The sequence below is a fragment of the Achromobacter sp. FW305-C-13 genome (assembly GCF_058783475.1).
This window is the reverse complement of sequence record NZ_JBYSYN010000001.1, coordinates 2,311,070-2,336,138: the sequence shown is the minus strand read 5'-3', so window position 1 is coordinate 2,336,138 and position 25,069 is coordinate 2,311,070. Positions and strand designations below refer to the sequence as shown.

The window sequence follows — 25,069 nt, the reverse complement described above, 5'->3', positions numbered from 1 at the left end:
AAAAAGGAGCAACCATGCAGAAACCCTTCCGCATCGGCCAGATCGTGCCGAGTTCGAATACCACGATGGAAACCGAAATCCCGGCCATGCTGCTGGCGCGCCAGCAGATCCGGCCGGAGCGCTTCACGTTCCATTCCAGCCGCATGCGCATGAAGAAGGTGGTCAAGGAGGAGCTTGCGGCGATGGACGGGGAATCCGACCGCTGCGCGGTGGAACTGAGCGACGCGCGGGTGGACGTGCTGGGCTACGCCTGCCTGGTGGCAATCATGGCCATGGGCCATGGCTATCACCGGGTGTCGGAAAAACGCCTGCAGGCGCACACGGCTGCCAACGGCGCGGACGCGCCGGTCATCACCAGCGCGGGCGCGCTGGTGGACGCGCTGAAGGTGATCGGCGCCCGCCGTATCGTAGTGGTGGCGCCCTACATGAAGCCCTTGACCGAGCTGGTCGTGGACTACATCCGCAACGAAGGCTTTGACGTAGTCGACTATCGGGCGCTGGAGATTCCGGACAATCTGGAAGTGGGGCGCCATGACCCGGCGCGCCTGCCCGAAATCGTCGCGCAGATGGATACCCGCAACGTGGACGCCATCGTGCTGTCGGCCTGCGTGCAGATGCCGTCCTTGCCGGCCATCGCCAAGGTCGAGGCCCAGACCGGCAAGCCGGTGATCACCGCTGCGGTGGCCACGACCTACGCCATCCTGAAGTCGCTGAACCTGGAACCCGTGGTGCCGGGCGCGGGCGCGCTGCTGTCGGGCGCTTACTGAGGACGACGGCCATGAGCACTTATCTCTACGGGGCGAATGTCCAGGCCAACGGCATCCGCCAGCACTACCTGCGCTACGGCGGTGCGCACACCGCGGGTCGGGACGCCGTCGTGATCGTGCCGGGCATCACCAGCCCGGCGATCACATGGGGCTTCGTCGGCGAACGTTTCGGCAAGACGTTCGATACCTACATCCTGGACGTGCGGGGCCGCGGCCTGTCGGAGGCCGGCACCGCGCTGGACTACAGCCTGGACGCGCAGGCCGCGGACGTACTGGCGTTCGCGCAAGCGTTGGGCCTGGAGCGTTACAGCCTGGTCGGGCATTCCATGGGCGGGCGCATCGGCGTGCGCGCGGGCCGGACCCAGCCCGCCGGCCTGCGCAGGCTGGTTCTGGTCGACCCGCCGGTGTCCGGTCCCGGCCGCCGGCCGTACCCGGCCAAGCTGCCGTGGTATGTGGATTCCATGGCGCAGGCCCGCCACGGCATGGATGCGGACGCCATGCGCGCGTTTTGCCCGACCTGGACCGATCAACAGCGCCAGCTGCGCGCCGAATGGCTGCATACCTGCGACGAACGCGCCATCGTCCAGAGCTTCGAGGCGTTTCAGACCGACGACATCCATGCCGACCTGCCCCAGCTGAACGTACCCGTCCTGCTGGTGACCGCGGAAAAAGGCGATGTGGTGCTGGACGCGGACGTGGCGGAAATCGCGCAGTTGGCGCCCGGTACGCAGCATCACCGGGTGCCCGCGGCCGGCCACATGATCCCGTGGGACAACGAGGAAGGTTTCTACGCGGCCTTCGGCGATTTCCTGGGCGCGCCGCTGGCGCGGGCCTGAGCCGCCGGACTTTCAAGAGAAGGAGGCAACCATGCCTGTAAGCGACTATGAACTGGTGAAGGCCTGGCAGCAGGTGCTGACCTTGTCCCAACTGCAAGCGGGCCAGACCGTGACGGTGCTGACCAGCGCGGCGACCCACCCGCAGACGCTGTCGACGGCGTTGATCGCGGCGCAATCCATGGGGGCGGTAGTGAACCGGCTGGATTTGCCGCCCGTCAACGGCGAGAAGGCGTTAAGCCGCGATTCGCTGGCCTATCTGGGCACCACGCCGCTGACGGGCAACAAGCCCGCGATCGCAGCGTTAAAGGAAAGCGACCTGGTGCTGGACCTGATGACGCTGCTGTTCTCGCCGGAACAGCACGAAATCCTGGCGACGGGCACCAAGATCCTGCTGGCGGTGGAGCCTCCCGAGGTGCTGGCGCGGCTGGTGCCCACCGAGGCGGACCGCGCGCGGGTGAAGGCGGCGGCCGCGCGCATCGGCGCCGCGCGCGAGATGAGCGTGGTGTCGGCGGCGGGCACCGACCTGCGCTGCCCGCTGGGTGAATTCCCCGCGATCAGCGAATACGGCTTTGTGGATGAACCGGGGCGCTGGGACCATTGGCCCAGCGGCTTTGTCCTGACCTGGCCGAACGAGCGCGGCGCCAACGGCAAGATCGTGATCGACGTGGGCGACATCCTGCTGCCGCAAAAGCTCTACGTGCGCTCACCCATCGAACTGACGGTGGAAAACGGCTTTGCCACGCGGATCGAAGGCGGCGTCGACGCGGAACTGCTGCGCGAATACGTGGCGTCGTTCCGGGACCCCGAGGCCTACGCGATTTCGCATATCGGCTGGGGCCTGCAACCGCGCGCGCACTGGACCACGCTGGGGCTGTACGACCGCGAGGCCACGATCGGCATGGACGCGCGGGCGTACGAGGGCAATTTCCTGTTCTCGCTGGGTCCGAACAACGAGGCGGGCGGCAGCCGCAGCACCACCTGCCATATCGACATCCCGCTGCGTGCGTGCACTGTGCGGCTGGACGGCGAGGACGTGGTTCGCCAGGGCAAGGTGCTGGACGGCGCTGCCCGGCAGGAATAGGCCATGGTGCCCTACAACCATCGATCAAGGAACCTGCTTCATGAATGACGATATTTCCGCCTACGCGCGCCAGGGCTTCGGCGCCGCCATGGCTCCCAAGCCGCCCTACGGCCTGCTGATCGTGGACCTGGTCAACGGCTTCGCCGACCCTGCGGTGTTCGGTGGGGGCAACATCGCGCCGGCCATCGCGCAGACGACGCATCTGCTGGCCCACGCGCGCAGCCAAGGCTGGCCGGTGGCCCACAGCCGCATCGTGTTCGCGGACGACGACGCCGACCACAACATCTTCACGTTGAAGGTCCCGGGCATGCTGACGCTGAAGGAAACCCACCCCAATAGCGCGATCGTTCCCCAGCTGGCGCCCGCCGCCGGGGAACTGGTGGTGCGCAAGACGGTGCCTTCGGCGTTTTTTGGCACCTCCCTGGCCGCCTGGCTGTCGCAGCGCGGTGTCCAGACGCTGCTGGTGGCGGGCGCGGTCACCAGCGGCTGCGTGCGGGCAAGCGTGGTGGACGCGATGCAGTACGGCTTTCGGCCGCTGGTGGTGTCGGACTGCGTGGGCGACCGCGCCATCGGCCCGCACGAGGCCAACCTGTTCGACATGCGCCAGAAGTACGCTACCGTGCTGACCTGCGACGAAGCGATGCGCGCCACCCGGGTCTGAACGGCCCGGTCATCGTCCAAGGGAAAAGGGGTTGCGCCGTCCGGCGCAACCCCTTTTTCTTTGGCGCCCCGATGGACTACACGGGATACACCAGGTCGTTGGCCAGGATGGTGGTGTCATACACCACTTGCCGCTCTTTCAGCTTGAGCACGCCGTCCTGCTTCGTGAAGCGGTCGTAGTAGGTGCCGGCAAGGTGCAGCGTCGTGGGGCCTTCCACCAGGGTCTGCATCAGCATGAACGCGGCCTGGGCCTCGATGTCGCCGTCAGGCGATTCGCTGATCACGCGGGTATTGCTGACCAGGTGCAGCATGTAGCGCGGCGCGAACATCTGGGTGCGCGAAATGGCCACGGCGCGGTCGTGCATCATGGCGCGGCCCTCAGAGTAGACGAGCCCCACCGGCAGGCCCAGCTCGGCGTTCTCGCGCGCAGTCACGCGGTACAGGCCGTCCTCGGTGAAGAAGGCGGGCCAGGCCTCGACCTGGCCGGCGTCCAGCGTCGCGCAATAGTCGGCGTGGAATTCCTCGATTTCCTGGCGCAACGCGATGGCGCGCGCCGGGTCGATCTTGCGGGGGGAAAATTCGAATCGGGTTCTCATCTGTCTCGGTTCCTGCCTTAGAAGCCCATCACGCCGCGGTAGTAGCTGTACATCGAGCGGATCGCGGCCTCCGAGATCAACGTGTTGGACGTGCCTTGCTTGCCGGATTCCAGTTTCAGCACGTTGACGTCGGTGCTGGCGCGCCGCACGCCTTCCTGCACGAACTTCATGGCCTCGTTGTCTTCCAGGCCCAAAAAGCCGGCCGGCCCCATCAGGTTGCCCTGGCGCAGGCGATGGCGTTCCATCTCGGGCGTATCGTCTTCATAGCCGAACATGGTCCACTGCATGATCATGCTGTCGGGCCCGTTGGGCACGATCTGGCGCACGCCCAGCGTATTCATTTCGCGCTGCACGATCAGGTTGGGCCACACCGTCTGCATGGTGACCGACCAGGGCGAGTCGAATTCTTTGACGAACTCCAGGAAGCGGTCGTCCTGCAGGTGCAGGCCGTCGTGGAAAGAGCGCATCTCTTTCTTGTTCTCTTCGCTGACGGAGGCGTACTTGTCTTCGCTCTTGGCCGAGGCCATGGTGCCGTGGCGGCCATGAACGGAATCGACCAGCATCGCCGACTTGTTGCCGGCGACCAGCAGCCCGAACACGACCAGGAAGGAATGCAGCAGGGTCGCGTGGTAGGGGTCCTTCAGGTTTTCGTGATACATCTTCCAGTTGCACGGCAGCTCGTTGCGGTAGTAGCCGTGGATCTTGAGCTTCTTGCCTGGAAAGACGGTGTCGAAATCGGTCAGGATCTCGGGCGTCAGGTACTGGTCGATGGGTTCGACCTCGGCGCTGTACGAGGCGAAGATCACGCCGTTGCGCGTGGTCACGTAGAGCTTGCGCAGGCCGTGTTCGTCGTTCTTGAAGTCCTTGGGCATGCCGCCTTCGCGGTTCACGCCGCGCTTGAAGGGGATGCCTTGCAGATTGCCCTTCAGGTCGTACGACCACTGGTGATAGGGGCAGACGAACTCTTTGGCGTTGCCCTGGCTGTTGCGGCAGAACTCGGCGCCCCGGTGGGCGCAGCGGTTCTCGAACACGTTGACCGACCCGTCTTCGGCGCGCGAGACCACCACGGGCGTCGGCCCGACGTAAGAGCGCTTGTAGTCGCCCGGATTGGGCAGTTCGGCCTCCAGCGCCACGTAGTTCCAGGTCTTGCCGTGGAAGATCTTCTCGACTTCCTGGTCGTAGACGGCGCTGCTGGTGTAGACCCAGTCAGGGATGTAGTGCAGCGCGTCTTCCGGCCAGACACAGTCGGCTAGCGCTGCATCCTTGGCGGCTACCGTACGGCCGATGACGGTTTGTGATTGATACATGAAAAGCTCCTGTCGAGGCGGGGCAACAATGGAATTCAGGACGTGGCGGCTGCGCTCTGCTGGCTGGCTTTCACCAGCGGCTTGAGCGCCACGGTTTCGTCGGCGTAGCGCTGCGGATCGATGCGCAGGCCTTGTTCGAACAGCACACGCAACTGGCGCAGGTCGCCGCCGGCGTTGACGGCGATGGCGTGCACGGGGACGCCATCGCGGTGGCCCAGCCAGATGAATTTGGGCGCGTCGCCCTGGCTGTCGGGCACGCCGCGGCAGGCATAGGCCAGGCCGGCTTGCGGCAGGCCCAGCATCTGCACGTTGCAGCCGAACTGGTCCGTCCAGAACCAGGGGTAGGGCTCGCCCGGGGCGGGCTGGCCCAGCATGCCGGCGGCGGCGGCGCGCGCTTGCTCATTGGCGTTCTGCCATGACTCCAGGCGCAGTGCCAGGTTCAGGTGGCGCCGGTGCTGGCTGGCGCAATCGCCCGCGGCGTAGACGTCGGGATCGCTGCTGCGGCAGTGGGCGTCGACGACGATGCCGCCGTTGGCGGCGTCCAGCGCCAGTCCCGCCTGCTTGGCCAACGACACCTCGGGCGCAAGGCCGATGGCCACCACCACCACGTCGGCGTCGATCACGGTGGCGTCCTGCAGTTCAAGGGTGAAGCGCGCTTGATGCTTCATCGTCGCGTCCGCGTGGGGGTGCGCGCTGCTGCGCGCAATGCGCGCGTCCAGGCGCAGCGCCACGCCGGCATGGCGGGCGCGTTCGGCCAACCAGTCGGACAGCGCAGGCGGCAGCACACGCTCCAGCAGGCGGGGCGCGCTTTCCAGCACGGTCACCGCCGCGCCCAAGGCGCGTGCGGTGGAGGCCACTTCCAGGCCCAGGAAACCGCCGCCGATCACCACGACACGCGCTTGCGGCGTCAGGCCGGCGCGCAGCGCGGCCGCATCATCCAGCGTCCTGATGTAATGCACGCCGGCGGTGCCGCGCGGAAAGGCGGGCAGTTCGCGCGCCCGGCCGCCGGTGGCAAGCAGGCAGCGGCTATAGCGCAAGGCGCGCCCATCGGCCAGGTGGACCTGGTGGTCCGCGGGATCCAGACGGACCACTTCGGCGCCCGTCAGCAGCGTGATGCGCCGCTGTTCATAGAAGTCGCCGGGATGGACCGCCGTCTGCGCATGCGCCTCGGCCGATTGCAGCACGGCCTTGGACAGGGGCGGGCGCTCGTAGGGGGCATGCGCTTCGCGGCCGATCAGCGTGATCGGGCCTTCATGGCCCTGGTCGCGCAGGGCGGCGGCGGCCACCGCGCCGGACTGGCCGGCGCCGATGATGAGGATCGAGTCGGCGTCAGCCATGATCAACCCTGCACGTCCGCGTAGATGTCCTGGCCTTCGACCTTGACGGGGTACACGCGGATGCCGCTAGTGGCCGGCGCGCACATGGCCTGGCCAGTGCGGATGTCGAACCTGGCCTGATGCAGCGGGCATTCGATGCAGCCGTCTTCCAGAAAACCGTCGGACAGCAGCGCATAGGCGTGCGTACAGACATTGTCCGACGCAAAGAACTCGCCTTCGCTGCGATACAGCGCAAGCTGCTTTTCGCCGGCCGCGACGGGGATGACTTCATCGTCGTCGGTCAGCTGGTCGGTGGAGGCGATGCGGATCCAGTTCATATTGTCTCTAATCAGTATGCTGAGTAATGTGGTCAGTGTACTGCTCAAAAAAACAAGTCTGGAGCTAGGGATTTCCCCGACGTGACGATCGCAGGCGGTCTGCTGCGCGCGCCTATTATGCCCGCCACGCAAACGCGCGGGCGCGCCACTTCCTCTATATGGAAGGACTACCCGTAAACGCCGTCGGCGCCGTCCTGCCATGCGCGCCGAACGGGTCGCAAACGCAGGGTTTAAGCGGCTTTCGCAGTCGGGATTAACCTTGTTGACACTCAAAATTACTGTCAGTATGCTGATCAACAATTCAGTGTGCTAACGTTTTTTCGGGTGTACGGAAGCGGCGTTGGCATGGGTTGAGGCGGGTCCAAGGGGACTCAATCGAATAGATCGGGAGCAATACATGCAACGACGCCGTTTCCTCGCACAAGCCGCTGGCGCAGCCGGCGCCGGCCTTGCCACCGTGGGCATGCCCGCCATCGCGCAATCCGCGCCGGCGGTGCGCTGGCGCATGTCGACCAGTTGGCCCAAAAGCCTGGACACCATCTACGGTTCGGCAGAAGAGCTGTGCAAGCGCGTGGCGCAATTGACGGACGGCAAGTTCGAGATCCGCGCGTTCCCTGGCGGCGAGCTGGTGCCGGCGGCGCAGAACATGGATGCGGTCAGCAACGGCACGGTCGAATGCAATCACGTGCTGAGCACGGCCTACATCGGCAAGAACACCGCGCTGACGTTCGACACCGGCCTGTCGTTCGGCTTGAGCGCGCGCCAGCACAACGCCTGGGTCCATTCCGGCGGCGGCCTGAAGATGCTGCGGGCGCTCTATAAGAAATACAACATCGTGAACCACGTCTGTGGCAACGTCGGCGTGCAGATGGGGGGCTGGTACCGCAAGGAAATCAAATCGCTTGCCGATCTGAAAGGCCTGAACATGCGGATCGGCGGCATTGGCGGCATGGTGCTGTCCAAGCTGGGCGCGGTGCCGCAGCAGATTCCGCCAGGTGATATTTATCCGGCGCTGGAAAAGGGCACCATCGACGCCGCCGAATGGATCGGGCCCTACGACGACGAGAAGCTGGGCTTCAACAAGGTGGCGCCTTTCTACTATTCGCCCGGCTGGTTCGAAGGCAGCGCATCCATTACCAGCATGGTGCACGACAAGGCCTGGGAGGCATTGCCTCCGGCCTACCAGGCGGCATTCGAAGCCGCCGCGGGCGAACAGACCATGCGCATGCTGGCCAACTACGACGCGCGTAATCCGCTGGCGCTGCGCAAGCTGATTGCGGGCGGCGCCAAGGTCAGCTTCTTCCCCAAGGAAGTGATGGACGCGGCCTACAACGCGTCGCAGGAACTGTGGGTGGAACTGTCGGCCAAGAATCCTGACTTTGCCGCGATCTATCCCGACTGGAAGAAATTCCAGGCCGAGCAGGTGGGCTGGTTCCGGGTGGCCGAAAGCCCGCTGGACAACTACACCTTCGCCGCCGTGGCGAAGGCCCAGGCCAAATAAGACGCAGGAGACAGAGGGTAGTCATGACGACAGAACACGCCAGTACGCACGGCCGGCCAGGTAAGCCGCAAGGAGTGGGCGCGCGGGTGCCGCGCAAGGAGGACGCGCGCCATCTGCACGGCAAAGGCAATTTCGTGGCCGACATGGCCATGCCGGGCTTGAGCGAAGTCGCGTTCCTGCGCAGTCCGCTGGCGCATGCGCGCATCACGGCGGTGCGCGTGGCCGACCAGATCGCGGGCAATGTGTTCCTGCGTCAGGCCATGCCCGATGCGCGCGACATCGTGGCCGATTCCACGCTGCCCACCTATCAGGCGTCGGCCCAGCCGCCGCTGGCCTCGGGCAAGGTGCGTTTCGTGGGGGAACCGGTGGCCATGGTGTTTGCGCCCACGCGCGCCGAAGCCGAGGACTACGCCGAACTGATCGAGGTCGACTACGACGACCTGCCGGTGTATGCCGACGTTGACAGCGCGCAGGCCGCACAGGGCGACTTGCTGCACGAGCAGTGGCGCGACAACGTCTTCGTCACGCTCAATGCCGACAAGCAGTTCGACGAGTACGCGGCGCAGGCCGAGGTGGTGGTGCGCCGCAAGATCGACCTGGCGCGGCAATGCATGGTGCCGATGGAAGGCAAGGCGGTGCTGGCGTATTGGGACCATCAGGCCGACCAGCTGGTAGTGGTCAGCGCCACCCAGGTGCCGCACATGATCCGCAGCGTGCTGGCCCAGTGCCTGGACCTGGAGCAGGGCCGTGTGCGGGTGGTGTCGCCGGATGTGGGCGGCGCCTTTGGCTACAAGTGCGTGCTGCAGCAGGAAGAGTTGTGCGTGGCCTGGCTGGCCAAGACCTTCAAGCGGCCGTTTCGCTTCATCGAAGACCGCCGCGAACACCTGACCGCGGGCGCCAACTCGCGCGAGCACCACTATGAAATGGTGGCCTACGCCGACCGTCGCGGCAAGCTCCTGGCGTTGGACGCCAAGATCACCATCGACGGCGGCGCGTATTCGGTATGGCCGTTCACCATCGGCCTGGAGCCGGGGCAGGCCATCGGCAACCTGCCCGGGCCGTACGCTTTCAAAGGTTACCGCTGCGTCACGCGGGCGGTAGCCACCAACAAGCCCGGATTCGTGCCGTATCGCGGCGTGGCGCGCACCGGCGTGTGCTTCGCGATGGAACTGACGATGGACGCGATCGCACGCGAGGTCGGGCGCGAACCGTGGGAAGTGCGCCAGGAGAACCTGGTGCAGGGCGATCAGATGCCGTTCGTCAACGTGACGGGCAAGCACCTGGACAGCGGCGACTATCCGGCCAGCCTGCAACAGGCCATGGACATGATCGGCGTGGCCGCGGTGCGCGAGCGCCAGCGCCAGGGCGAAGCCGATGGGCGTCTGATCGGCGTGGGCCTGGCGACCTATACCGAGCAGGCCGCGCACGGCACGTCCGTGTTCGCCGCCTGGGGAACCCCCGTCATTCCGGGGTTCGACCAGGCCACCGCCCGGGTCACGCCCGACGGCGGGCTGGAACTGCGGGTGGGCGTGCATTCGCACGGACAGGGCATGGAAACCACCTTTGCGCAGATCGCCAATGAAATCCTGGGTGTCGACGTGGGCAGCATCAAGCTGCTGCACGGCGACACCGGGCAGACGCCGTTTTCCACTGGTACCTACGCGTCGCGGTCGCTGGTGATGTCGGGCGGCGCCGTGTCGCAAGCCTGTAAGCGCCTGCTGCCCCGGCTGACGCATATCGGCGCGCACCTGCTGCAGGCCGATCCGGCCAGTGTGGCGTGGAACCAGGATCGCCTGGAGGCGGGCGGCAAGTCGGTGTCGGTCAAGGACGTGGCCGACGCCTGGTACCTGCGGCCGCAACTGCTGCCGCCCGACGTGGATCCCAGCGGCCTGGAGGTCACCGTGGGCTATAAGCCCAAAGTCGACACGGGCTGCTTCACCTACGCCACCCATGCGGCGGTGGTGGCGGTGGATCCGGGCACGGGCGGCGTGGAAATCCTGGATTACGTGGTGGTGGAAGATTGCGGGACGATGATCAATCCCATGGTCGTCGAAGGTCAGACCATCGGCGGCGTGGCCCAGGGCATCGGCACCGCCTTCTATGAAGAGACGCCCTACGACGAGAACGGCCAGCCCCTGGCCTCGACGCTGGCGGACTACATGCTGCCCGGCGCCACCGAAGTCCCCAACATGCGCCTGCATCACTTCGAGACGCCATCGCCGCACACCGAATTCGGCGCCAAGGGCATGGGCGAGGGAGGGGCCATCGCGCCGCCAGCCGTGCTGTTCAACGCCGTCAACGATGCGCTGCGTCCCTTGGGCGCGGCGGAATTGCTGCGCACGCCCTTGTCTCCGACGCGCGTCCTGGCCGCCATCGCGCAAGGAAAACAGACGGTTCAGCCCGCCGCCGCCGAGGTGATGGCATGAAGGCCGCCGCATTCGAGTACACGCGTCCCGGCTCGCTGCAGGAAGCCCTGCGGGCGCTGCGCGAACACGACGGCCGCGCCAAGCTGATGGCCGGCGGCCAGTCGCTTGGGCCGATGCTGAACCTGCGGCTGGCGCGTCCGCCGGTCGTCATCGACATTTCCGGCTTGGCGGAATTGCGTACCGTCACCCGGCAGGACGGCATGCTGCGCGTGGGCGCGGCCGTGACGCACGCCGAAATCGAGGACGGCGTGCACGAGCTGCTGCGCGGCACGCCCTTGCAGCAGGTGGCCCCGGGCATCGCCTACCGCGCCATCCGCAACCGCGGGACGCTGGGCGGCAGCCTGGCGCATGCCGACCCGGCGGCGGATTGGGTGCTGACGGTGGTGGGGCTGGGCGCGACGCTGGAGATCGCCGGCCCGGACGGCGTGCGCAGGGTGCCGGCCGACGGCTACATGCAGGGCGCCTACACCACGGCGTTGCGGGAAGACGAACTGATCGCCGCCGTGCTCGTGCCGGTTCCCAGCCCGCAGGCGCGCTGGGGCTATTACAAGTTCTGCCGCAAGACGGGCGAGTTCGCCGAAGCCAGCTGCGCCGCCTGGTTCGATCCCGTGGCGGGCACGGCGCGCATCGCGGTGGGCGCCCTGGACGGCGCGCCCAGGCTGCTGCCCCGGTTGGCCGCGCGCATCGCGCAGCAGGGGCTGGCCGGCATGGACGAGACGCTGCTGGCCAATGAACTGGCCGGTGTCATGCAGGACAAGGATGAACACCACCGCAAGCTGCACGGGACCGCGGTGACGCGCTGCCTGGCGCAGGCGTTGGGCTGACAGGAAAAACCATGGTTCAGGTGACATTGGAAGTAAACGGCAAGCGCGTATCGCACGAGGCGCCCGCGCGCATGCATCTGGGGGATTTCCTGCGGGATCAGGCGCGCCTGACCGGCACCCACCTCGGTTGCGAACATGGCGTCTGCGGTGCCTGCACGGTGCTGGTCGACGGAGCGCCGGTGCGGTCCTGTATTTCGTTCGCGGTGGCGTGCGAAGGGCGGCAAGTGACCACCATCGAAGGGTACGACGCCGATCCGGTGATGCAGCGGCTGCGCGCCGCCTTCACCCGGCATCACGCCCTGCAATGCGGCTATTGCACGCCGGGCATGCTGGCGACCTCGCGCGATATCGTGCTGCGCCTGCCCGATGCGGATGAAAGCCGGGTCCGGGTGGAGCTGTCCGGCAACCTGTGCCGTTGCACCGGTTATATGGGCATCGTCGCCGCGGTGATGTCGGTGCTGGCCGACTTGAAGGCGCAGCCTGATGCGGCGGTGCAGGCGTTGCGCGCCGCCCAGGCGCAAGGCCGCGGCGCAGCGCCCGTGGCCGAGAAGCCGGTGGCGTTCGCCGGTTTTACCCCAACGATGGCCAGCCCGGCTGAAGCGACGGCCTCGGCCACCGCGGCTACCGCGGGCAGTGCGGATAGCGTAGCTCCAACCCCCACGGCGGCGGCGCCGGCGGACAAGAAAGCGGGGCGCGGCAGCCAGATCGACGGCGGCTTCCAGGTGCCGTTCCCGGCGGCGGAAGTCTGGGCCTTCATGGTGGACTTGCCGGCCCTGGCGAGTTGCCTGCCGGGCGCCTCGATCGAATCGCACGAGGGCGATCGCGTCAAGGGCAAGGTCGCCATCAAGTTCGGGCCCATGGCCGCAGCCTTCAACGGCGCGGCCCGCCTGGAACGCGACGACGCCGCCATGCGGGCAGTGTTCCGCGGCGCCGGGCAGGACACGCTGAGCCAGTCGCGCGCCAATGGCGACATCACGTATCAGCTTGAGGCGCTGTCGCCCACCGAGACGCGGGTCAACGTCAATCTGCTGTATTCGCTGCAAGGGCCGTTGGCGCAGTTCTCGCGGTCGGGGCTGGTGCAGGATTTCGTGCGCCGCATGATCGCCGACTTCGGCAACAACGTGACGGCCCGCTTGCGTCAGCCCGCAGGGCAGGGCGAACCCCTGGTCCAGGCCAGTTTCAATCCCACGGCCATGTTCTTCAGCGTGCTGTGGGCGCGTATCAAGCGTTGGTTCGGCCGCGGCGACTGATCGCGGACGAGGTCAGGCCGCCGCAACAGCGGCCGCATAGTGTCGTCGGATAACGGGGAAGAGCATGCATGCGGGTTTCGCAAGAGGTTGGCGCCACGCCATGTGGGGCCTGGCCGCGGTCGCGCTCAGCGCGTCGGCCTGGGCCCAGAATCCAGAACCGCTGCGGGTGCGGCTGGACTGGACGCCGTGGGGGGTGCACGGCGCGTTCCACCTGGCGCAGCAGAAGGGCTGGTACCAGCAGGCCGGCCTGGACGTCTCGCTGGAAGACGGCAACGGTTCGGTGACCACGGTGCAGATCGTGGGGGCCGGCGATAGTTTCGACGTCGGGCATGCGGCCTTGGCTTCGGTGATGATCGCCCGTGAGAAGGGCATGCCCGTCAAGGCGGTGGCGGTGTTTGCGCGCCAAAGCGATATCGGGCTGCTGGTGCCGGCGGAGGCCGGCATCACCGGGCCCGCCCAGCTCAAGGGCAAGAAGGTGGCCTATACGGCCGGTTCGTTGGAGGCGCCGTTCATCGATGCCTTCCTGGCGGCGGGCAAGCTCAAGAAGAGCGACCTGGAACTGATTAACGTGGACTCCGCCGGCAAGGCGTCGACCTATGCGATGGGCCGGGCGGACGCGGCGTTCTCCACGATCCCGTTCTTCCTGCCGGTGGTATCGCAGAACCGGCCTTCCAGCGCGGTGCGCTTTGCCGACTTCGGCCTGAACATGCCCAGCTTCGGCCTGTTCGCCAATGAATCCAAACTGGCCGCGCGGGGCGAGGCCATCGCGCGCTTTGCCAGCATCACCGCGCGGGCCTGGGAATACATCTACGCCGGGCATCAGGACGAGGCGGTGTCCGCCATCCTGCAGCAGCGGCCGCAGGCCCGCCTGGACAAGACCGTGCTGCGCGGCCAGATCGACGCCTTGCAGCCGTACTTCGGCCAGCCGGCGGCAGGCGAACGCCTGGGCGCGATCGTGCCGCAGGACTGGACCCAGGCGGTCAAGACACTGTCTTCCGTCGGGCTGATCGGCGCTGGCGCCGAGGCCTCTTCGTTCTATGTGACCGGCTTGGTGCACCCCGAACGCTACGACAGCCTGGTGCAGCCATGACGCCGTGGGCGGTGTCGGCGCGGGACGTGCGTAAACGCTACCCGGGGGCGGCCGGCGTGGAGGCGCTGGCCTCGGTGTCGGTCGACGTGCCGCAAGGCCGCTTCGTCAGCATCCTGGGGCCGAGCGGGTGCGGCAAGAGCACGTTCCTGCGCTGCGTGGCGGGCCTGGAGACCCTCTCCAGCGGCGAGTTGCAGGTGGCAGGCGTGCCGGTGGATGGGCCGCCGCAAGGCATGGGCATGGTGTTCCAGCGCGATGCGCTGCTGGAATGGCGCAACGTCCGGCGCAATATCCTGCTGCCGATCGAATTCGCGGGCAAGCCCGTGGCGGCGTATGAGGGCAAGGTACGCGAGCTGCTGGCCTTGAGCGGCCTGACGAAGTTTTCCGAGAGCTATCCGCGCGAGCTGTCCGGCGGGATGCGACAACGCGCCGCGATCTGCCGCGCCCTGGTCGACGACCCGCAACTGCTGCTGATGGATGAGCCGTTCGGCGCCCTGGATGCGCTGACCCGCGACCAGATGAACGTGGAGTTGCAGCGGATCTGGATGGAAACCCGCAACACGGTGCTGTTCGTGACCCACGGCATTGCCGAAGCGGTATTCCTGGGCGATGTGGTGATGGTGTTTTCGCCGCGCCCCGGCCGCATCCTGGAAACGATCCACATCGACCTGCCGCGGCCCCGGCCGCTGGCGCTGCGCGAAACCCCCGCTTTTGGCGAATACGTGCGGCATATCCGGGGCATGTTCCAGCAGATGGGTTTGATAGACGAGGGCGCCCGCGCGGCGTCACCCGTGGAGAGCGCCCGATGATCCGGCTATTGCGCAGTGCCGCCCGCCGGATGGCGGGCCTGGTGTCGGTGGTGGTGTTCCTGCTGCTCTGGGAAGTTGCCGCCCGGGTCTTCCACGTACGCGCCATCATGTTGCCGCTGCCGGGGCAGGTGGTGCTGGAACTGGCGTCCGAATGGAGCTGGTACGCCGGCCACGCCGCCTACACCCTGATGACCACGCTCGCCGGCTTTGCGCTGGCGGTGGCCGGCGGCGTGGCGATCGCCATCATGCTGGTGGGGTCGCGCTGGTTCGAGCGATTCATCTATCCCCTGATCGTGGCCTTGAACAGCGTGCCGAAGGTCGCCATCGCACCTTTGTTCGTGATCTGGATGGGCACGGGCGCCGAACCCAAGATCGCCATCGCCTTCCTGATCGCCGTGTTCGCGATCATCGTCGACACCGTCCATGGCCTGCGATCGGTTCCGCAGGACGTGCTGGACCTCGGGCGGGTGCTGAAGGGCTCGCGCTGCGACTTCTTCTTCAAGGTGCGGCTGCCCAGCGCGCTGCCCTCGATCCTGGCGGGCATGAAAGTGTCGATATCGCTGGCGCTGGTAGGCGCCATCGTCGGTGAATTCGTGTCGTCGCAGCGCGGCCTGGGTTACGTGATCATGAGCGCCCAGGGCACGTTCGACACGGTGCGGGTGTTTGCCGCGATCTTCGTGCTGGCGCTGATGGGCATGGTGCTGTTCGCGCTGCTGGTGTGGCTGGAACGCCGCTCGACACCGTGGCTGCGGCACCACCGGGAAGACGGTTGAGAAGGTTTCCGTGTCCGCGGCGGCAGACCGCGGCGTCGGGGTTGGGCAAACGTGTGATTAGAAACAATTCTGGGGAAAACAGATGCAAGCACTACTCGCCTTGTCGCGCGGCATAGACGCGATCAACCTGCGGATGGGCCGGATCGTGTCCTGGGTGACGCTGCTGGTCGTCCTGGTCAGCGCCGGCAACGCCATCGTGCGCAAGTTCTTCCACTTCAGCTCCAACGCCTGGCTGGAAATGCAGTGGTACATGTTCGGCGCGATGTTCCTGCTGACGGCGGGCTACACGCTCTTGAAGAACGACCACGTGCGCGTGGACATCATCGCGTCGCGGCTGTCGCGCCGCGCCCAGGTGGGGATCGAGATCTTCGGCGTGCTGTTCTTTTTGCTGCCGGCCTGCCTCTTGATCATGTACCTGTCCTGGCCGGTGTTCATGGATTCGTACCTGAGCAACGAGCATTCGTCCAACTCCGGCGGCCTGATCCGCTGGCCGGTCAAGCTGTTGATCCCCGTGGGTTTCGCGCTGCTGGTGCTGGCCGGCGTGTCGCACCTGATCAAATGCATCGGCTTCCTGATGGGGCGCTGCCGCGACCCGCGCGAACGCGAGGGCGCCAAGAGCGCCGAAGAGGAACTGGCCGAAGAAATCGCCCGTGAAGCGCAAGCGCGCGAAGCGGCCGCTGTGCGTGAACTGGATAACAAGGGTCGCTGATCATGGAGTTCTTCATTGCCAATCTGGCGCCGATCATGTTCGCGACGCTGATCATCTTCCTGTTGCTGGGCTTTCCCGTGGCGTTCGCCCTGGCGGCCAACGGTATCCTGTTCGGTCTGGTGGGCATGGAACTGGGCCTGCTCAATTCCTCGCTGTTCCAGGCGCTGCCGCAACGGGTGTTCGGCATCATTTCCAACGACACGCTGCTGGCGGTGCCGTTCTTTACGCTGATGGGGCTGGTGCTGGAGCGCTCGGGCATGGCCGAGGACCTGCTTGAGACGATCGGCCAGCTGTTCGGCGCGGTGCGCGGCGGGCTGGCCATCGCGGTGGTGTTCGTGGGCGCGATGCTGGCCGCGACCACGGGTGTGGTGTCGGCCTCGGTCATTTCGATGGGGCTGATATCGCTGCCGATCATGCTGCGCAACGGCTATGACCGCAAGCTGGCCAGCGGCGTGATCGCCGCGTCGGGCACGCTGTCGCAGATCATCCCGCCGTCGCTGGTGCTGATCATCCTGGCCGACCAGCTGGGCCGTTCCATCGGCGACATCTACCGGGCGGCGATGGTGCCGGGCTTCGTGCTGGCCGGGCTGTACATCGCCTACATCGTCATCATGAGCCTGCTGAAGCCGGCGTCGGCGCCGGCGCTGCCCGAAGAGGCGCGCCGCTTCCAGGAGCCGAACGGCACGCGCGGCGGTCGGTCGCTTCTGGTGCTGATGACGATTTCAGCCGTGTCGGCCTACTTCCTGGGCCTCTGGGTCGAGAACAACACCGCGCCGATCGACGAACGCATCGTGGTGGCGCTGCTGTTCTGGGGCGTCACGGCCTTCGTCATTGCGCTGATCAACAAGGCGTTGGGGCTGGGCCTGCTGTCGGCGCTGGCCGAGCGGGTGACGTTCGTGATGATTCCGCCGCTGGCGCTAATCTTCCTGGTGCTGGGTACGATCTTCATCGGCGTGGCCACGCCGACCGAAGGCGGCGCCATGGGGGCGGTGGGGGCCATCCTGATGGCGTTGATACGCCGCCGCCTGTCGCTGGACCTGCTCAAGCAGGCGATGGACACGACGACCAAGCTGTCCTGCTTCGTGGTGTTCATCCTGGTGGGGTCCACCGTGTTCGGCCTGACCTTCCGCGCGGTCAACGGCGATCTCTGGGTCGAGCATCTGTTGACGGGCTTGCCCGGCGGGCAGTGGGGCTTCTTGATCGTCGTCAGCGTCCTGACCTTCGTGCTGGCCTTCTTCCTGGACTTCTTTGAACTGGCGTTTATCATCGTGCCCTTGCTTGGGCCGGTGGCCGACAAGCTGGGCATCGACCTGATCTGGTTCGGCGTGATCCTGGCGGTCAACATGCAGACTTCGTTCATGCATCCGCCATTCGGCTTCGCGCTGTTCTACCTGCGGTCCGTGGCGCCGCGGGACCGCTACAAGGACCGAGTCACGGGCAAGATGATCGAGCCCGTCACCACGGGGCAGATCTATTGGGGCTCGGTGCCGTTCATCGTGATCCAGTTGCTGATGGTCGCCGCGGTCATGGCGTTCCCGGGCATGGTGATGCACTACAAGAGCGACGCGGCGACAGTCGACCCCAGTTCGGTGTCGCTGGAAGTGGGCGGGGCCGCGGGCGCCGGCGCCTACGGGGCGGATTCCAATCCGTTCAAATAAAACGGGCAGGGGCAGCGTGCCGGCTTAGCGCCCCGGCCGCACCTGTTCCGAGGCCAGATAGGCGTCGCGCGATGGCAGCAGGTGGTCGCGGCACACCGTCATCAGGGCCGCCCGGTCGCCGTCGCGCAGCGCCTGGATCATGGCCCAGTGTTCCTGGCGGGCGCGTTCGCGGTAGCCGGCCGCCACCAACGTGCCGAAGCGGATGGGGTGGGTGCGCCGGGCGTATTCCTCGATGGCCTGGCCCAGCACGGCGTTGTCGAGCAGCCCGAAGAACTCGCGGTGGAACCGCTGGTTGCTGCGGAACACGCGGCGCGCGTCGCCATCGGCCACCGCCGCGTCGTGCTCGCGTTGCACCGCCACCAGCGCCGCCAGCCGCGCTTCGGGCACGGGCAGCGGCATCTGGCTGGCGGCATGCACCTCCAGCACCTCGCGCAGCGCATACAGCTCCATCACTTCGCGGGTGGAAAACGCCCGCACGACGGCGCCGATATTGCGCTTTTTCTCGACCACGCCCAAGAGTTCCAGCTCCGCCAGCACCTGCCGCACGGCATGGCGCTTCATGGCGAAGCGCGCCATCAGCTCGTCCTCGGTCAGGCGTTCGCGCGGGTGCAGCCGGCCGAAGACGATGTCTTCTTCCAGGGCGGCCACCGCGGTCTGCGTGGCGTCAGGGGCCTCTGCTTGCAGGGCGTCGGGCGTGATGGCGTTCATGGGGCAGCGTTACTTCTTCGGCACGGTGTCATGGGTGACGCCGGCGCGCAGGAAGTCGAAATCGACGCCCTGGTCGGCCTGCGTCACGGTTTGCAGGAACAGCTTGCGGTAGCCGCGTTCGGCGGTGGGCCGGGTGATGGGCTGGGCCGCAGCGCGGCGCGCCAGTTCGGCGTCGTCCACCAGCAGCGCGATTTCACGCTGCGCTACCGACAAGCGGATGCGGTCGCCATTTTGCACGTAAGCCAGCGGCCCGCCAATGGCGGCCTCGGGCGTGACGTGCAGCACGATGGTGCCCGCCGCCGTGCCGCTCATGCGGCCGTCCGAAATGCGCACCATGTCCTTGACGCCCGCACGCGCCAGCTTTTTCGGAATCGGCATGTAGCCGGCTTCCGGCATGCCGGGCGCCCCGGTCGGGCCGATGCGCTTAAGCACCAGGATGTCGTCGGCGGTCACGTCCAGCGCGTCGTCATCGATGCGCCGCGCCATGTCTTCGGCGTCTTCGAACACCACCGCGCGGCCCTCGTGCTCCATCAGCTTGGGGTTGGCGGCGGACTGCTTGATGATGGCGCCGCCCGGGGCCAGGTTCCCGCGCAGCACGGCCAGGCCGCCCACGGGGTAGATGGGCGACGCGGCGGTGCGGATCACGTCCTGCGTGAAGGGCGCGGGAGCGTCGTCCAGTTCCTGGCCCAGCGTGCGGCCGGACACGGTCATGACGTCCAGGTGCAGGTAGGGCCGCAGTTCGCGCAGCAGCGCGAGCATGCCGCCGGCGTCGTGGAAATCTTCCATATAGTGCTGGCCCGACGGCTTCAGGTCGACCAGCACCGGAGTTTCGCGGCTGATGCGGTCCAGGCCCGCCAGGTCGATATCGATGCCCAGGCGGCCGGCGATGGCGGTCAGGTGGACGATGCCGTTCGTGGAGCCGCCGATCGACAGCAGCACGCGCAAGGCGTTTTCGATGGACTTGCCGTTGATGATCTGGTCGGGCGTCAGCCGGGACGCGGCCATGGCGACCGCGGTGGCGCCGGTCCGTTCGGCCACGCGTACGCGGTCGGCCGTGACGGCCGGAGCGGATGCGCCGCCCGCCACCATCATGCCCAGCGCTTCGGTGATGCAGGCCATGGTGCTGGCCGTGCCCATCACGGAACAGGTGCCCACGCTGGCGACCAGCTGGTTGTTCACGTCGGCGATTTCGGGCGCGTCGATTTCGTCGGCGCGGTAACGGCCCCAGTAACGGCGGCAGTCGGTGCAGGCGCCGACGCGTTCGCCGCGGTGCGACCCGGTCAGCATCGAGCCCGTGACCAGCTGGATGGCGGGCACGCCGGCCGAGGCGGCGCCCATCAACTGGGCCGGCACGGTCTTGTCGCAGCCGCCGATCAGCACCACGGCGTCCATGGGCTGCGCGCGGATCATCTCCTCGGTGTCCATGGACATGAGGTTGCGCAGGTACATGCTGGTCGGCTGCGAGAAGCTTTCGTGCACCGAAATGGTCGGGAAGTCCATCGGCAAGCCGCCGGCCAGCATCACGCCGCGCTTGACGGCTTCGATCAGCTGGGGCGCATTGCCGTGACACGGGTTGTAGCTGCTGCCCGTGTTGACGATGCCGATGATCGGACGGGCCAGCGCGTCGTCGGACAAGCCGGCGCCCTTGATGAAGGCCTTGCGCAGGAACAGCGAGAAACCCTTGTCGCCGTAGTTTGTCAGCCCGCGGGCCACGCCCTGCGCGGTGGCGCTGTCGCTGTCAAAAGGCCCCGCTGCGGGCTTGCCGCCTTTCGTCTCGTCCGTCATTTTCAGTCCCGATAATATTATTGATAATCCAGGGCCAAGATCATATCCACCCTTCGAGAGGCCTCGCAAGCGGTTTCTGCGTGCCGATATATTGATCTGTTTATAAGATCAGTCGATAGAAAAATTCTGATTCTTCTATCAAGTTCAGCCTCCTACACTGGCGCCGTTGACGAGCCGGGCGTCCGTCCATTCCTATACTCATCCCGGCTGGAGAGACCTCAATGTCAGACCTGCGTCTGCGGCCGCGCCGTGCCGTTCTGCTTTCCCTGCTGGCCCTCTGTGCTGGCGTTTCCGCCCCGGCGCTGTCGGCCGACGCGTATCCGGACAAGCCCATCCGCCTGATCGTCCCGTATCCGCCCGGGGGCGCGACCGACGTGATCGGCCGCGTGCTGGCGCAGGAATTGACGGGCGCGCTGGGCCAGTCGGTGATCGTCGAGAACCGTGCGGGCGCCGCCGGCAACATCGGCGCGGACCAGGTCGCCAAGGCGCAGCCCGACGGCTACACCTTGTTGATGGGCGCGCTGACCAGCCATTCCATCAACGCCGCCCTGTACCGCGGCCGCGTCACCTATGACGTGGAAAAGAGCTTCGCGCCGGTGTCCATCGTGGGCACGGTGCCGCTGGTGTTCGTCGTCAACCCGTCGGTGCAGGCCAAGACGCTGTCGGAATTCATCGCGCTGGCCAAGTCCAAGCCGGGCTACATGACCATGGCCTCGGCCGGCAACGGCTCGCCCCAGCATCTGGCTGGCGAAATGTTCAAGCGCACGGCGGGCGTCGACATCCTGCACGTGCCTTACAAGGGCAGCGGCCCCGCCATGACCGATCTGATGGGCGGCCAGGTGCTCAGCATGATCGAAACGGTGCCGGCCGCGCAGGGCAATATCAAGGCGGGCAAGCTGCGCGCGCTGGCGGTGACCTCGCCGGTGCGCGTGGACGCGCTGCCGGACGTGCCGACCGCCGCCGAAGCGGGCCTGAAGGACTTCGAGGTCAGCTCGATGTTCGGCATCGTGGCGCCCGCCAATACGCCGGCGCCGGTCATCGACCGCCTGAACGGTGAACTCAAGAAGATCCTGGCCAAGCCGGAAGTGAAGGCGTCGCTGCTCAACCAGGGCGCCATCGCCACCTGGACTACGCCTGCCGACGCCAGCGCCCGCGTGTCGGCCGAACTGGCCCGCTGGACCAAGGTGATCGATGAAGCCGGGGTGAAGGGGGACTGATCCGTCGGGTTGATCCGCCGGGTTGCGCCTTTTACGCGACACGCCGAAGATTTCTTCATGGAATCTTCGGCGATTTTGTTTGTGCGTTGCGGTGCCATCCGGCGCAACAAGGCGTGCGCGCCGGGAGGTGGCGGCGCATTAAAGATGTTGTAAGGGAGCCGGTTTCCCACACGCCCGTGATAGTCGGTGAAACAATCCGCAATACAGCGTTTGACGCGCCGCACATAGGTGTTGACCCCGCCCAGGCTTGGCCGTAATGTACTTTTCGGTCCAGCTACGACTGGTCATACTAAAGGCGCCTACTTTTAGTGTGGCAGGCCTTAGGACAGTGGGGGGATACCACGATGACAGAGAATCAGGACGAAAAGTCGATCCTGTATACGCATTTCGGTACGCACAGCCCATATTGGCGGTTGGCCGCCGATAGCGATGCCTTTGAGCTTTCCGCCGTCAAGGGAGCGACCAATATCGCGATGGCGCTGCGTCCGGAACAGGCTGACGCCGTCCGTTCGCTGACGGGCATTACGTCCAGCCTGCGCATCGATATCTCGCTATACGGGGATCTGCTGCGGCTGCATCTGGTAGGCCGCAAGATCAACCCCAACGAATGGGCCGGCACCGCATCGGCGCATTCCGACACTGAATCCGTCGCCAAGGACCTGGTCGAAGGCCTGTCGTTTGCCGAAACCGTAGTGTCCGAAGCCAACTCGGTGATCGTCATCGTGGACCAGAACGGCCGCGTGCAACGCTTTAACAAGTTGAGCGAGGAATACACCGGCAAGCGCGAACAGGATATCGTCGGCCGCAGCGTGTTCGAGATGTTCATGACGCGCGAAGAAGCCATGGCGTCGCGCCGCAATATCGCGGAATTCTACAAACGCGGGCAGTCCTACGAGGCCGAACGGCTGATCAATACAGTCAAGGGCCCCCGGCTGTTCCTGTTCCGCAATAAGTTCGTCACCAGCGGCAGCGGCGAAAAGCGCGTGTACCTGATCTGCTCGGGCACCGACATCACCGAAGAACGCCAGGCGCAGGAGCGCCTGCGCGTGCTGGCCAATACCGACATGCTGACCAACCTGCCCAACCGCCACGCCATCACGTCGCGCCTGAAGGCGGCGCTGGCGGCCGGCAAGGAAGGGCGGGGCGGCGTCCTGTTCCTGGACCTGGACAATTTCAAGCGCATCAACGACCACTACGGCCACGGCTTCGGCGACCGCCTGCTCAAGGCCGTGTCGGTGGCGATCTCGACCTGCCTGTCCGAAGGCCAGACGCTGGCCCGGCTGGGCGGCGACGAGTTCATCGTGCTGCAGGAACAGGCGCAGGCCTGGGAGCTGGAAGCCACCGCCGAGCGCATCATCGAACGCCTGCGCGAACCTTTCCGCCAGGGGCTGATCGAGGTCTACACCAGCTGCTCGATCGGCATCGCAATGTACCCGGACCACGGCGCCGACCTGGACAGCGTGGTGCGCAGCGCCGACATCGCCATGTACGTGGCCAAGGAAGCGGGGCGCCATACCTACCGCGTTTTCCAGCCCGACATGGACCGCCGCAATGCGGACTACGTGTGGTTGGACACGAACCTGCGCAAGGCGCTGGCCGAGAACCACCTGATGCTGTACTACCAGCCCAAGCTCGTCGGGCGGACCGGTGAGGTCGACGGCGTGGAAGCTCTGCTGCGCTGGCGTTCTCCAGAGCGCGGCATGGTCTGCCCCAGCGTCTTCATCCCGTACGCCGAGGAATCCGGCCTGATCTCGCCGCTGGGCGTGTGGGTGATGCGCGAGGCCGCCCGCCAGGCGGCCGCCTGGAAGCGCGAAGGCCTGAACATCCGGATCGCCATCAATATGTCGGCGCGGCAGCTGGACGACAAGGGCGTGGTCAGCGACTTCATGAGCGCCATTGGCGACGCGGAACTGGACCCGTGCCTGCTGGACATCGAGCTGACGGAAAGCTGCCTGATCGAAGACGAAGTCGCCGCGATCGACCTGATCAAGCAGTTCCGCCAATTGGGCGCACGCGTGCACCTGGACGATTTCGGCACCGGGTATTCGTCGCTGTCGCAGCTGGCCCGCATTCCGCTGGATGCCATCAAGCTGGACGCCAGCTTCGTGCGCGGCGTGAACGAGAACCCGGTGTCGCAGGCGCTGGCGCGGGCTATCGTGGCCGTGGCGCGTACGCTGGAACTGAAGGTGATCGCCGAAGGGGTGGAAACGTCGGAAGAAACCGCGTTCCTGGATACGCTGGGCGTGGATGCCAAGCAAGGCTACCTGTATGCCAAGCCCATGCCCGCGAGCGAGTTTTCGACCTGGCTGGCCCAGCGCCGCCGACTGCATCTGATCGCCTGATACAGCCGGCGTCCGCCCGTGGCGGATCAGTGCATGGTGGCTTCCTGCGTCGCGTCGGCGCTGGAGGCCGTGCGCCGGTTCTGCGCCATGACCAGGCGTTCCATGTAGGCGCGGTCCTTCGGATCGATCGCGAACGCGGCTTCGACCCAGTCCTCTGTGATGTCCATCAGTTCAGAGCGCGACAGGTTCAGCACGCGCTGGCGCGCGCGCAGCATGGCCCGCATGCCGTTGAGCTTGGGGCGCATCACGTCGATGAAGGTGCGCGTGGCGCGGTAGGCGTCGCCCGGCTCGAACAGCGCGTCGACCAGCCCCTTGCCGTGGAACCATTCGGCGGTATGCGATTCGCCCGTGCTGATCAGGTCTTCGGCCAGCTTCATGCCGGAGCGGCGCGCCACCAGCGAATAGCCGCCCATGCCCGGGAACAGGTTGAACGCCATTTCCGGGAAACCCATGCGGGCGTTGTTCTGCGCCAGCACAAAGTGGTGGGCCAAGGCGGCCTCGAAGCCGCCGCCCAACGCCGTGCCCTCGATCATGGCCAGCGAGATGGCGCCCGTATCGAACCCGCGCGAGGCCGCATGCACGCAATCCACGCATGCCCGCGCGTAGGCCCGCAAGGCTTCGCGCTTGCCGGTCCGGATCGCCTCGGCGAAGAAGTTGAGGTCGCCGCCCACGTTGTAGATCTGGGGCACGAGCGAGCCCGTCACCCAGAAGTCGATGGGCAGGCCCGAATCCTTGGCGGCCCGCGCCAGGGTCATGATTTCGTCGATGAGTTCGTGGTTAAAGCAGGGCCGGGGCTGCGCCCGGAGCATCATCCACATGACACGACGTCCCTCCTCGTAAAACGCTGAAATCTGCTTCATGTTGCCCGCTGCGGTAAAGGGGTGGCAGTCTGGATGAATGAGTTGATTCATGTGCTTTCGTCCAATCGATCAAGGTGAGTCGGAGTACTGCCGGGTCAGCCTAATACAGAGCTTCCGGCTGTCGTCTCATGCAAACCTCGTTCGAGTGGCCAGACTTGTCCGTAAGTCAAAAGCGCGAGCGAACAATGCAAAAGTCTTGCAGACTAAGGCGCCGGATCG

22 protein-coding genes are annotated in these 25,069 nt (G+C 66.3%); 15 read left to right on the top strand and 7 right to left on the bottom strand.

Going from position 1 to position 25,069, the window contains the following annotated elements; genetic code table 11:
- Positions 1-14 precede the first annotated feature (14 nt).
- The 4 genes from AC3WMU_RS10485 to AC3WMU_RS10470 are packed head-to-tail and all read left to right on the top strand — an operon-like array spanning position 15 to position 3,345.
- Positions 15-767, top strand: a complete 753-nt coding sequence (locus tag AC3WMU_RS10485; protein ID WP_006224190.1) for a maleate cis-trans isomerase family protein — start codon at positions 15-17, stop codon at positions 765-767.
- 11 nt (positions 768-778) lie between these two features.
- Positions 779-1,603, top strand: a complete 825-nt coding sequence (locus tag AC3WMU_RS10480; RefSeq protein ID WP_006224189.1) for an alpha/beta fold hydrolase — start codon at positions 779-781, stop codon at positions 1,601-1,603.
- A gap of 31 nt (positions 1,604-1,634) precedes the next feature.
- Positions 1,635-2,684: a 2,5-dihydroxypyridine 5,6-dioxygenase NicX family protein gene (locus tag AC3WMU_RS10475; protein WP_006224188.1), complete on the top strand. Its 1,050-nt coding sequence runs from the start codon at positions 1,635-1,637 to the stop codon at positions 2,682-2,684.
- Positions 2,685-2,724: 40 nt separating this feature from the next.
- Positions 2,725-3,345, top strand: coding sequence for an N-carbamoylsarcosine amidohydrolase (locus tag AC3WMU_RS10470; RefSeq protein WP_424626522.1), 621 nt, complete (start codon positions 2,725-2,727; stop codon positions 3,343-3,345).
- A 76-nt stretch (positions 3,346-3,421) separates the two neighbouring features.
- On the opposite strand, the gene AC3WMU_RS10465 is transcribed toward AC3WMU_RS10470, so the two are convergent.
- Genes AC3WMU_RS10465 through AC3WMU_RS10450 form a run of 4 tightly spaced genes read right to left on the bottom strand, consistent with a single transcriptional unit; the run spans position 3,422 to position 6,901 of the window.
- Positions 3,422-3,940, bottom strand: coding sequence for an aromatic-ring-hydroxylating dioxygenase subunit beta (locus AC3WMU_RS10465; protein WP_315135079.1), 519 nt, complete (start codon positions 3,938-3,940; stop codon positions 3,422-3,424).
- Between the two features lie 17 nt (positions 3,941-3,957).
- The gene (locus tag AC3WMU_RS10460) at positions 3,958-5,247 is read right to left on the bottom strand and encodes an aromatic ring-hydroxylating dioxygenase subunit alpha (RefSeq protein WP_006224185.1); all 1,290 of its coding nucleotides are present in this window, start codon (positions 5,245-5,247) and stop codon (positions 3,958-3,960) included.
- Positions 5,248-5,282: 35 nt separating this feature from the next.
- A complete protein-coding gene (locus AC3WMU_RS10455) occupies positions 5,283-6,584 on the bottom strand; it encodes an NAD(P)/FAD-dependent oxidoreductase (RefSeq protein ID WP_492282284.1) in 1,302 nt (433 codons plus the stop codon).
- Positions 6,585-6,586: 2 nt separating this feature from the next.
- Entirely contained in the window at positions 6,587-6,901 is a 315-nt protein-coding gene (locus tag AC3WMU_RS10450; RefSeq protein ID WP_424626520.1) for a non-heme iron oxygenase ferredoxin subunit, read from the bottom strand.
- Between the two features lie 397 nt (positions 6,902-7,298).
- Here AC3WMU_RS10450 and AC3WMU_RS10445 point away from each other — a divergent pair, with 397 nt between their 5' ends.
- The 9 genes from AC3WMU_RS10445 to AC3WMU_RS10405 all read left to right on the top strand — a co-directional run bounded on the left by AC3WMU_RS10445 (position 7,299) and on the right by AC3WMU_RS10405 (position 17,938).
- Positions 7,299-8,402 (top strand): TRAP transporter substrate-binding protein, encoded by a 1,104-nt coding sequence (locus AC3WMU_RS10445; protein ID WP_006224182.1) that lies wholly within the window; start codon positions 7,299-7,301, stop codon positions 8,400-8,402.
- 23 nt (positions 8,403-8,425) lie between these two features.
- Complete coding sequence (locus AC3WMU_RS10440; protein WP_492282283.1) at positions 8,426-10,828, top strand: xanthine dehydrogenase family protein molybdopterin-binding subunit; 2,403 nt, start codon at positions 8,426-8,428, stop codon at positions 10,826-10,828.
- Entirely contained in the window at positions 10,825-11,652 is an 828-nt protein-coding gene (locus AC3WMU_RS10435; protein WP_492282282.1) for an FAD binding domain-containing protein, read from the top strand. The genes AC3WMU_RS10440 and AC3WMU_RS10435 overlap by 4 nt, the downstream gene beginning before the upstream one ends.
- Before the next feature lie 11 nt (positions 11,653-11,663).
- Positions 11,664-12,902, top strand: coding sequence for a xanthine dehydrogenase family Fe-S subunit (locus AC3WMU_RS10430; RefSeq protein ID WP_492282281.1), 1,239 nt, complete (start codon positions 11,664-11,666; stop codon positions 12,900-12,902).
- 64 nt (positions 12,903-12,966) lie between these two features.
- Positions 12,967-13,992 carry an ABC transporter substrate-binding protein gene (locus AC3WMU_RS10425; RefSeq protein WP_492282280.1) on the top strand — a complete coding sequence of 342 codons (1,026 nt, stop codon included), beginning with the start codon at positions 12,967-12,969 and terminating at the stop codon, positions 13,990-13,992.
- Positions 13,989-14,798, top strand: coding sequence for an ABC transporter ATP-binding protein (locus AC3WMU_RS10420; protein WP_088588502.1), 810 nt, complete (start codon positions 13,989-13,991; stop codon positions 14,796-14,798). Before AC3WMU_RS10425 ends, AC3WMU_RS10420 begins: the two co-directional genes overlap by 4 nt.
- On the top strand, positions 14,795-15,571 hold the full coding sequence (locus AC3WMU_RS10415) for an ABC transporter permease (protein WP_006224175.1): 777 nt from the start codon (positions 14,795-14,797) through the stop codon (positions 15,569-15,571). The genes AC3WMU_RS10420 and AC3WMU_RS10415 overlap by 4 nt, the downstream gene beginning before the upstream one ends.
- An 82-nt stretch (positions 15,572-15,653) precedes the next feature.
- Positions 15,654-16,280, top strand: coding sequence for a TRAP transporter small permease subunit (locus AC3WMU_RS10410; protein WP_006224174.1), 627 nt, complete (start codon positions 15,654-15,656; stop codon positions 16,278-16,280).
- A gap of 2 nt (positions 16,281-16,282) precedes the next feature.
- The gene (locus tag AC3WMU_RS10405; protein ID WP_454676587.1) at positions 16,283-17,938 is read left to right on the top strand and encodes a TRAP transporter large permease; all 1,656 of its coding nucleotides are present in this window, start codon (positions 16,283-16,285) and stop codon (positions 17,936-17,938) included.
- A 24-nt stretch (positions 17,939-17,962) separates the two neighbouring features.
- Here AC3WMU_RS10405 and AC3WMU_RS10400 read toward each other — a convergent pair whose 3' ends face one another.
- Together AC3WMU_RS10400 and AC3WMU_RS10395 are read right to left on the bottom strand one after the other, a co-directional pair.
- A complete protein-coding gene (locus AC3WMU_RS10400; protein WP_454676588.1) occupies positions 17,963-18,646 on the bottom strand; it encodes a GntR family transcriptional regulator in 684 nt (227 codons plus the stop codon).
- Between the two features lie 9 nt (positions 18,647-18,655).
- Positions 18,656-20,431: an IlvD/Edd family dehydratase gene (locus tag AC3WMU_RS10395; RefSeq protein WP_167390043.1), complete on the bottom strand. Its 1,776-nt coding sequence runs from the start codon at positions 20,429-20,431 to the stop codon at positions 18,656-18,658.
- Between the two features lie 221 nt (positions 20,432-20,652).
- On the opposite strand from AC3WMU_RS10395, the gene AC3WMU_RS10390 reads away from it, so the two are divergent.
- Positions 20,653-21,648, top strand: a complete 996-nt coding sequence (locus tag AC3WMU_RS10390) for a Bug family tripartite tricarboxylate transporter substrate binding protein (RefSeq protein ID WP_006224170.1) — start codon at positions 20,653-20,655, stop codon at positions 21,646-21,648.
- Positions 21,649-21,992: 344 nt separating this feature from the next.
- The gene (gene pdeR / locus AC3WMU_RS10385; protein ID WP_006224169.1) at positions 21,993-23,990 is read left to right on the top strand and encodes a cyclic di-GMP phosphodiesterase; all 1,998 of its coding nucleotides are present in this window, start codon (positions 21,993-21,995) and stop codon (positions 23,988-23,990) included.
- 26 nt (positions 23,991-24,016) lie between these two features.
- Here the strand turns inward: pdeR and AC3WMU_RS10380 are convergent, their stop codons facing one another.
- Positions 24,017-24,901, bottom strand: a complete 885-nt coding sequence (locus AC3WMU_RS10380) for a crotonase/enoyl-CoA hydratase family protein (protein WP_035212931.1) — start codon at positions 24,899-24,901, stop codon at positions 24,017-24,019.
- Between the last annotated feature and the right edge of the window lie 168 nt (positions 24,902-25,069).

What these genes read in the sequence shown, in the direction of transcription:
- AC3WMU_RS10485 (WP_006224190.1), top strand. Translation starts at nt 15, where the DNA reads ATGCAGAAACCCTTCCGCATCGGCCAGATCGTGCCGAGTTCGAATACC.
- AC3WMU_RS10410 (WP_006224174.1), top strand. Translation starts at nt 15,654, where the DNA reads ATGCAAGCACTACTCGCCTTGTCGCGCGGCATAGACGCGATCAACCTG.
- AC3WMU_RS10440 (WP_492282283.1), top strand. Translation starts at nt 8,426, where the DNA reads ATGACGACAGAACACGCCAGTACGCACGGCCGGCCAGGTAAGCCGCAA.
- pdeR (WP_006224169.1), top strand. Translation starts at nt 21,993, where the DNA reads ATGACAGAGAATCAGGACGAAAAGTCGATCCTGTATACGCATTTCGGT.
- AC3WMU_RS10425 (WP_492282280.1), top strand. Translation starts at nt 12,967, where the DNA reads ATGCATGCGGGTTTCGCAAGAGGTTGGCGCCACGCCATGTGGGGCCTG.
- AC3WMU_RS10450 (WP_424626520.1), bottom strand. Translation starts at nt 6,901, where the DNA reads ATGAACTGGATCCGCATCGCCTCCACCGACCAGCTGACCGACGACGAT.
- AC3WMU_RS10390 (WP_006224170.1), top strand. Translation starts at nt 20,653, where the DNA reads ATGTCAGACCTGCGTCTGCGGCCGCGCCGTGCCGTTCTGCTTTCCCTG.
- AC3WMU_RS10400 (WP_454676588.1), bottom strand. Translation starts at nt 18,646, where the DNA reads ATGAACGCCATCACGCCCGACGCCCTGCAAGCAGAGGCCCCTGACGCC.
- AC3WMU_RS10405 (WP_454676587.1), top strand. Translation starts at nt 16,283, where the DNA reads ATGGAGTTCTTCATTGCCAATCTGGCGCCGATCATGTTCGCGACGCTG.
- AC3WMU_RS10470 (WP_424626522.1), top strand. Translation starts at nt 2,725, where the DNA reads ATGAATGACGATATTTCCGCCTACGCGCGCCAGGGCTTCGGCGCCGCC.
- AC3WMU_RS10460 (WP_006224185.1), bottom strand. Translation starts at nt 5,247, where the DNA reads ATGTATCAATCACAAACCGTCATCGGCCGTACGGTAGCCGCCAAGGAT.
- AC3WMU_RS10445 (WP_006224182.1), top strand. Translation starts at nt 7,299, where the DNA reads ATGCAACGACGCCGTTTCCTCGCACAAGCCGCTGGCGCAGCCGGCGCC.
- AC3WMU_RS10480 (WP_006224189.1), top strand. Translation starts at nt 779, where the DNA reads ATGAGCACTTATCTCTACGGGGCGAATGTCCAGGCCAACGGCATCCGC.
- AC3WMU_RS10395 (WP_167390043.1), bottom strand. Translation starts at nt 20,431, where the DNA reads ATGACGGACGAGACGAAAGGCGGCAAGCCCGCAGCGGGGCCTTTTGAC.
- AC3WMU_RS10435 (WP_492282282.1), top strand. Translation starts at nt 10,825, where the DNA reads ATGAAGGCCGCCGCATTCGAGTACACGCGTCCCGGCTCGCTGCAGGAA.
- AC3WMU_RS10430 (WP_492282281.1), top strand. Translation starts at nt 11,664, where the DNA reads ATGGTTCAGGTGACATTGGAAGTAAACGGCAAGCGCGTATCGCACGAG.
- AC3WMU_RS10465 (WP_315135079.1), bottom strand. Translation starts at nt 3,940, where the DNA reads ATGAGAACCCGATTCGAATTTTCCCCCCGCAAGATCGACCCGGCGCGC.
- AC3WMU_RS10475 (WP_006224188.1), top strand. Translation starts at nt 1,635, where the DNA reads ATGCCTGTAAGCGACTATGAACTGGTGAAGGCCTGGCAGCAGGTGCTG.
- AC3WMU_RS10415 (WP_006224175.1), top strand. Translation starts at nt 14,795, where the DNA reads ATGATCCGGCTATTGCGCAGTGCCGCCCGCCGGATGGCGGGCCTGGTG.
- AC3WMU_RS10455 (WP_492282284.1), bottom strand. Translation starts at nt 6,584, where the DNA reads ATGGCTGACGCCGACTCGATCCTCATCATCGGCGCCGGCCAGTCCGGC.
- AC3WMU_RS10380 (WP_035212931.1), bottom strand. Translation starts at nt 24,901, where the DNA reads ATGAATCAACTCATTCATCCAGACTGCCACCCCTTTACCGCAGCGGGC.
- AC3WMU_RS10420 (WP_088588502.1), top strand. Translation starts at nt 13,989, where the DNA reads ATGACGCCGTGGGCGGTGTCGGCGCGGGACGTGCGTAAACGCTACCCG.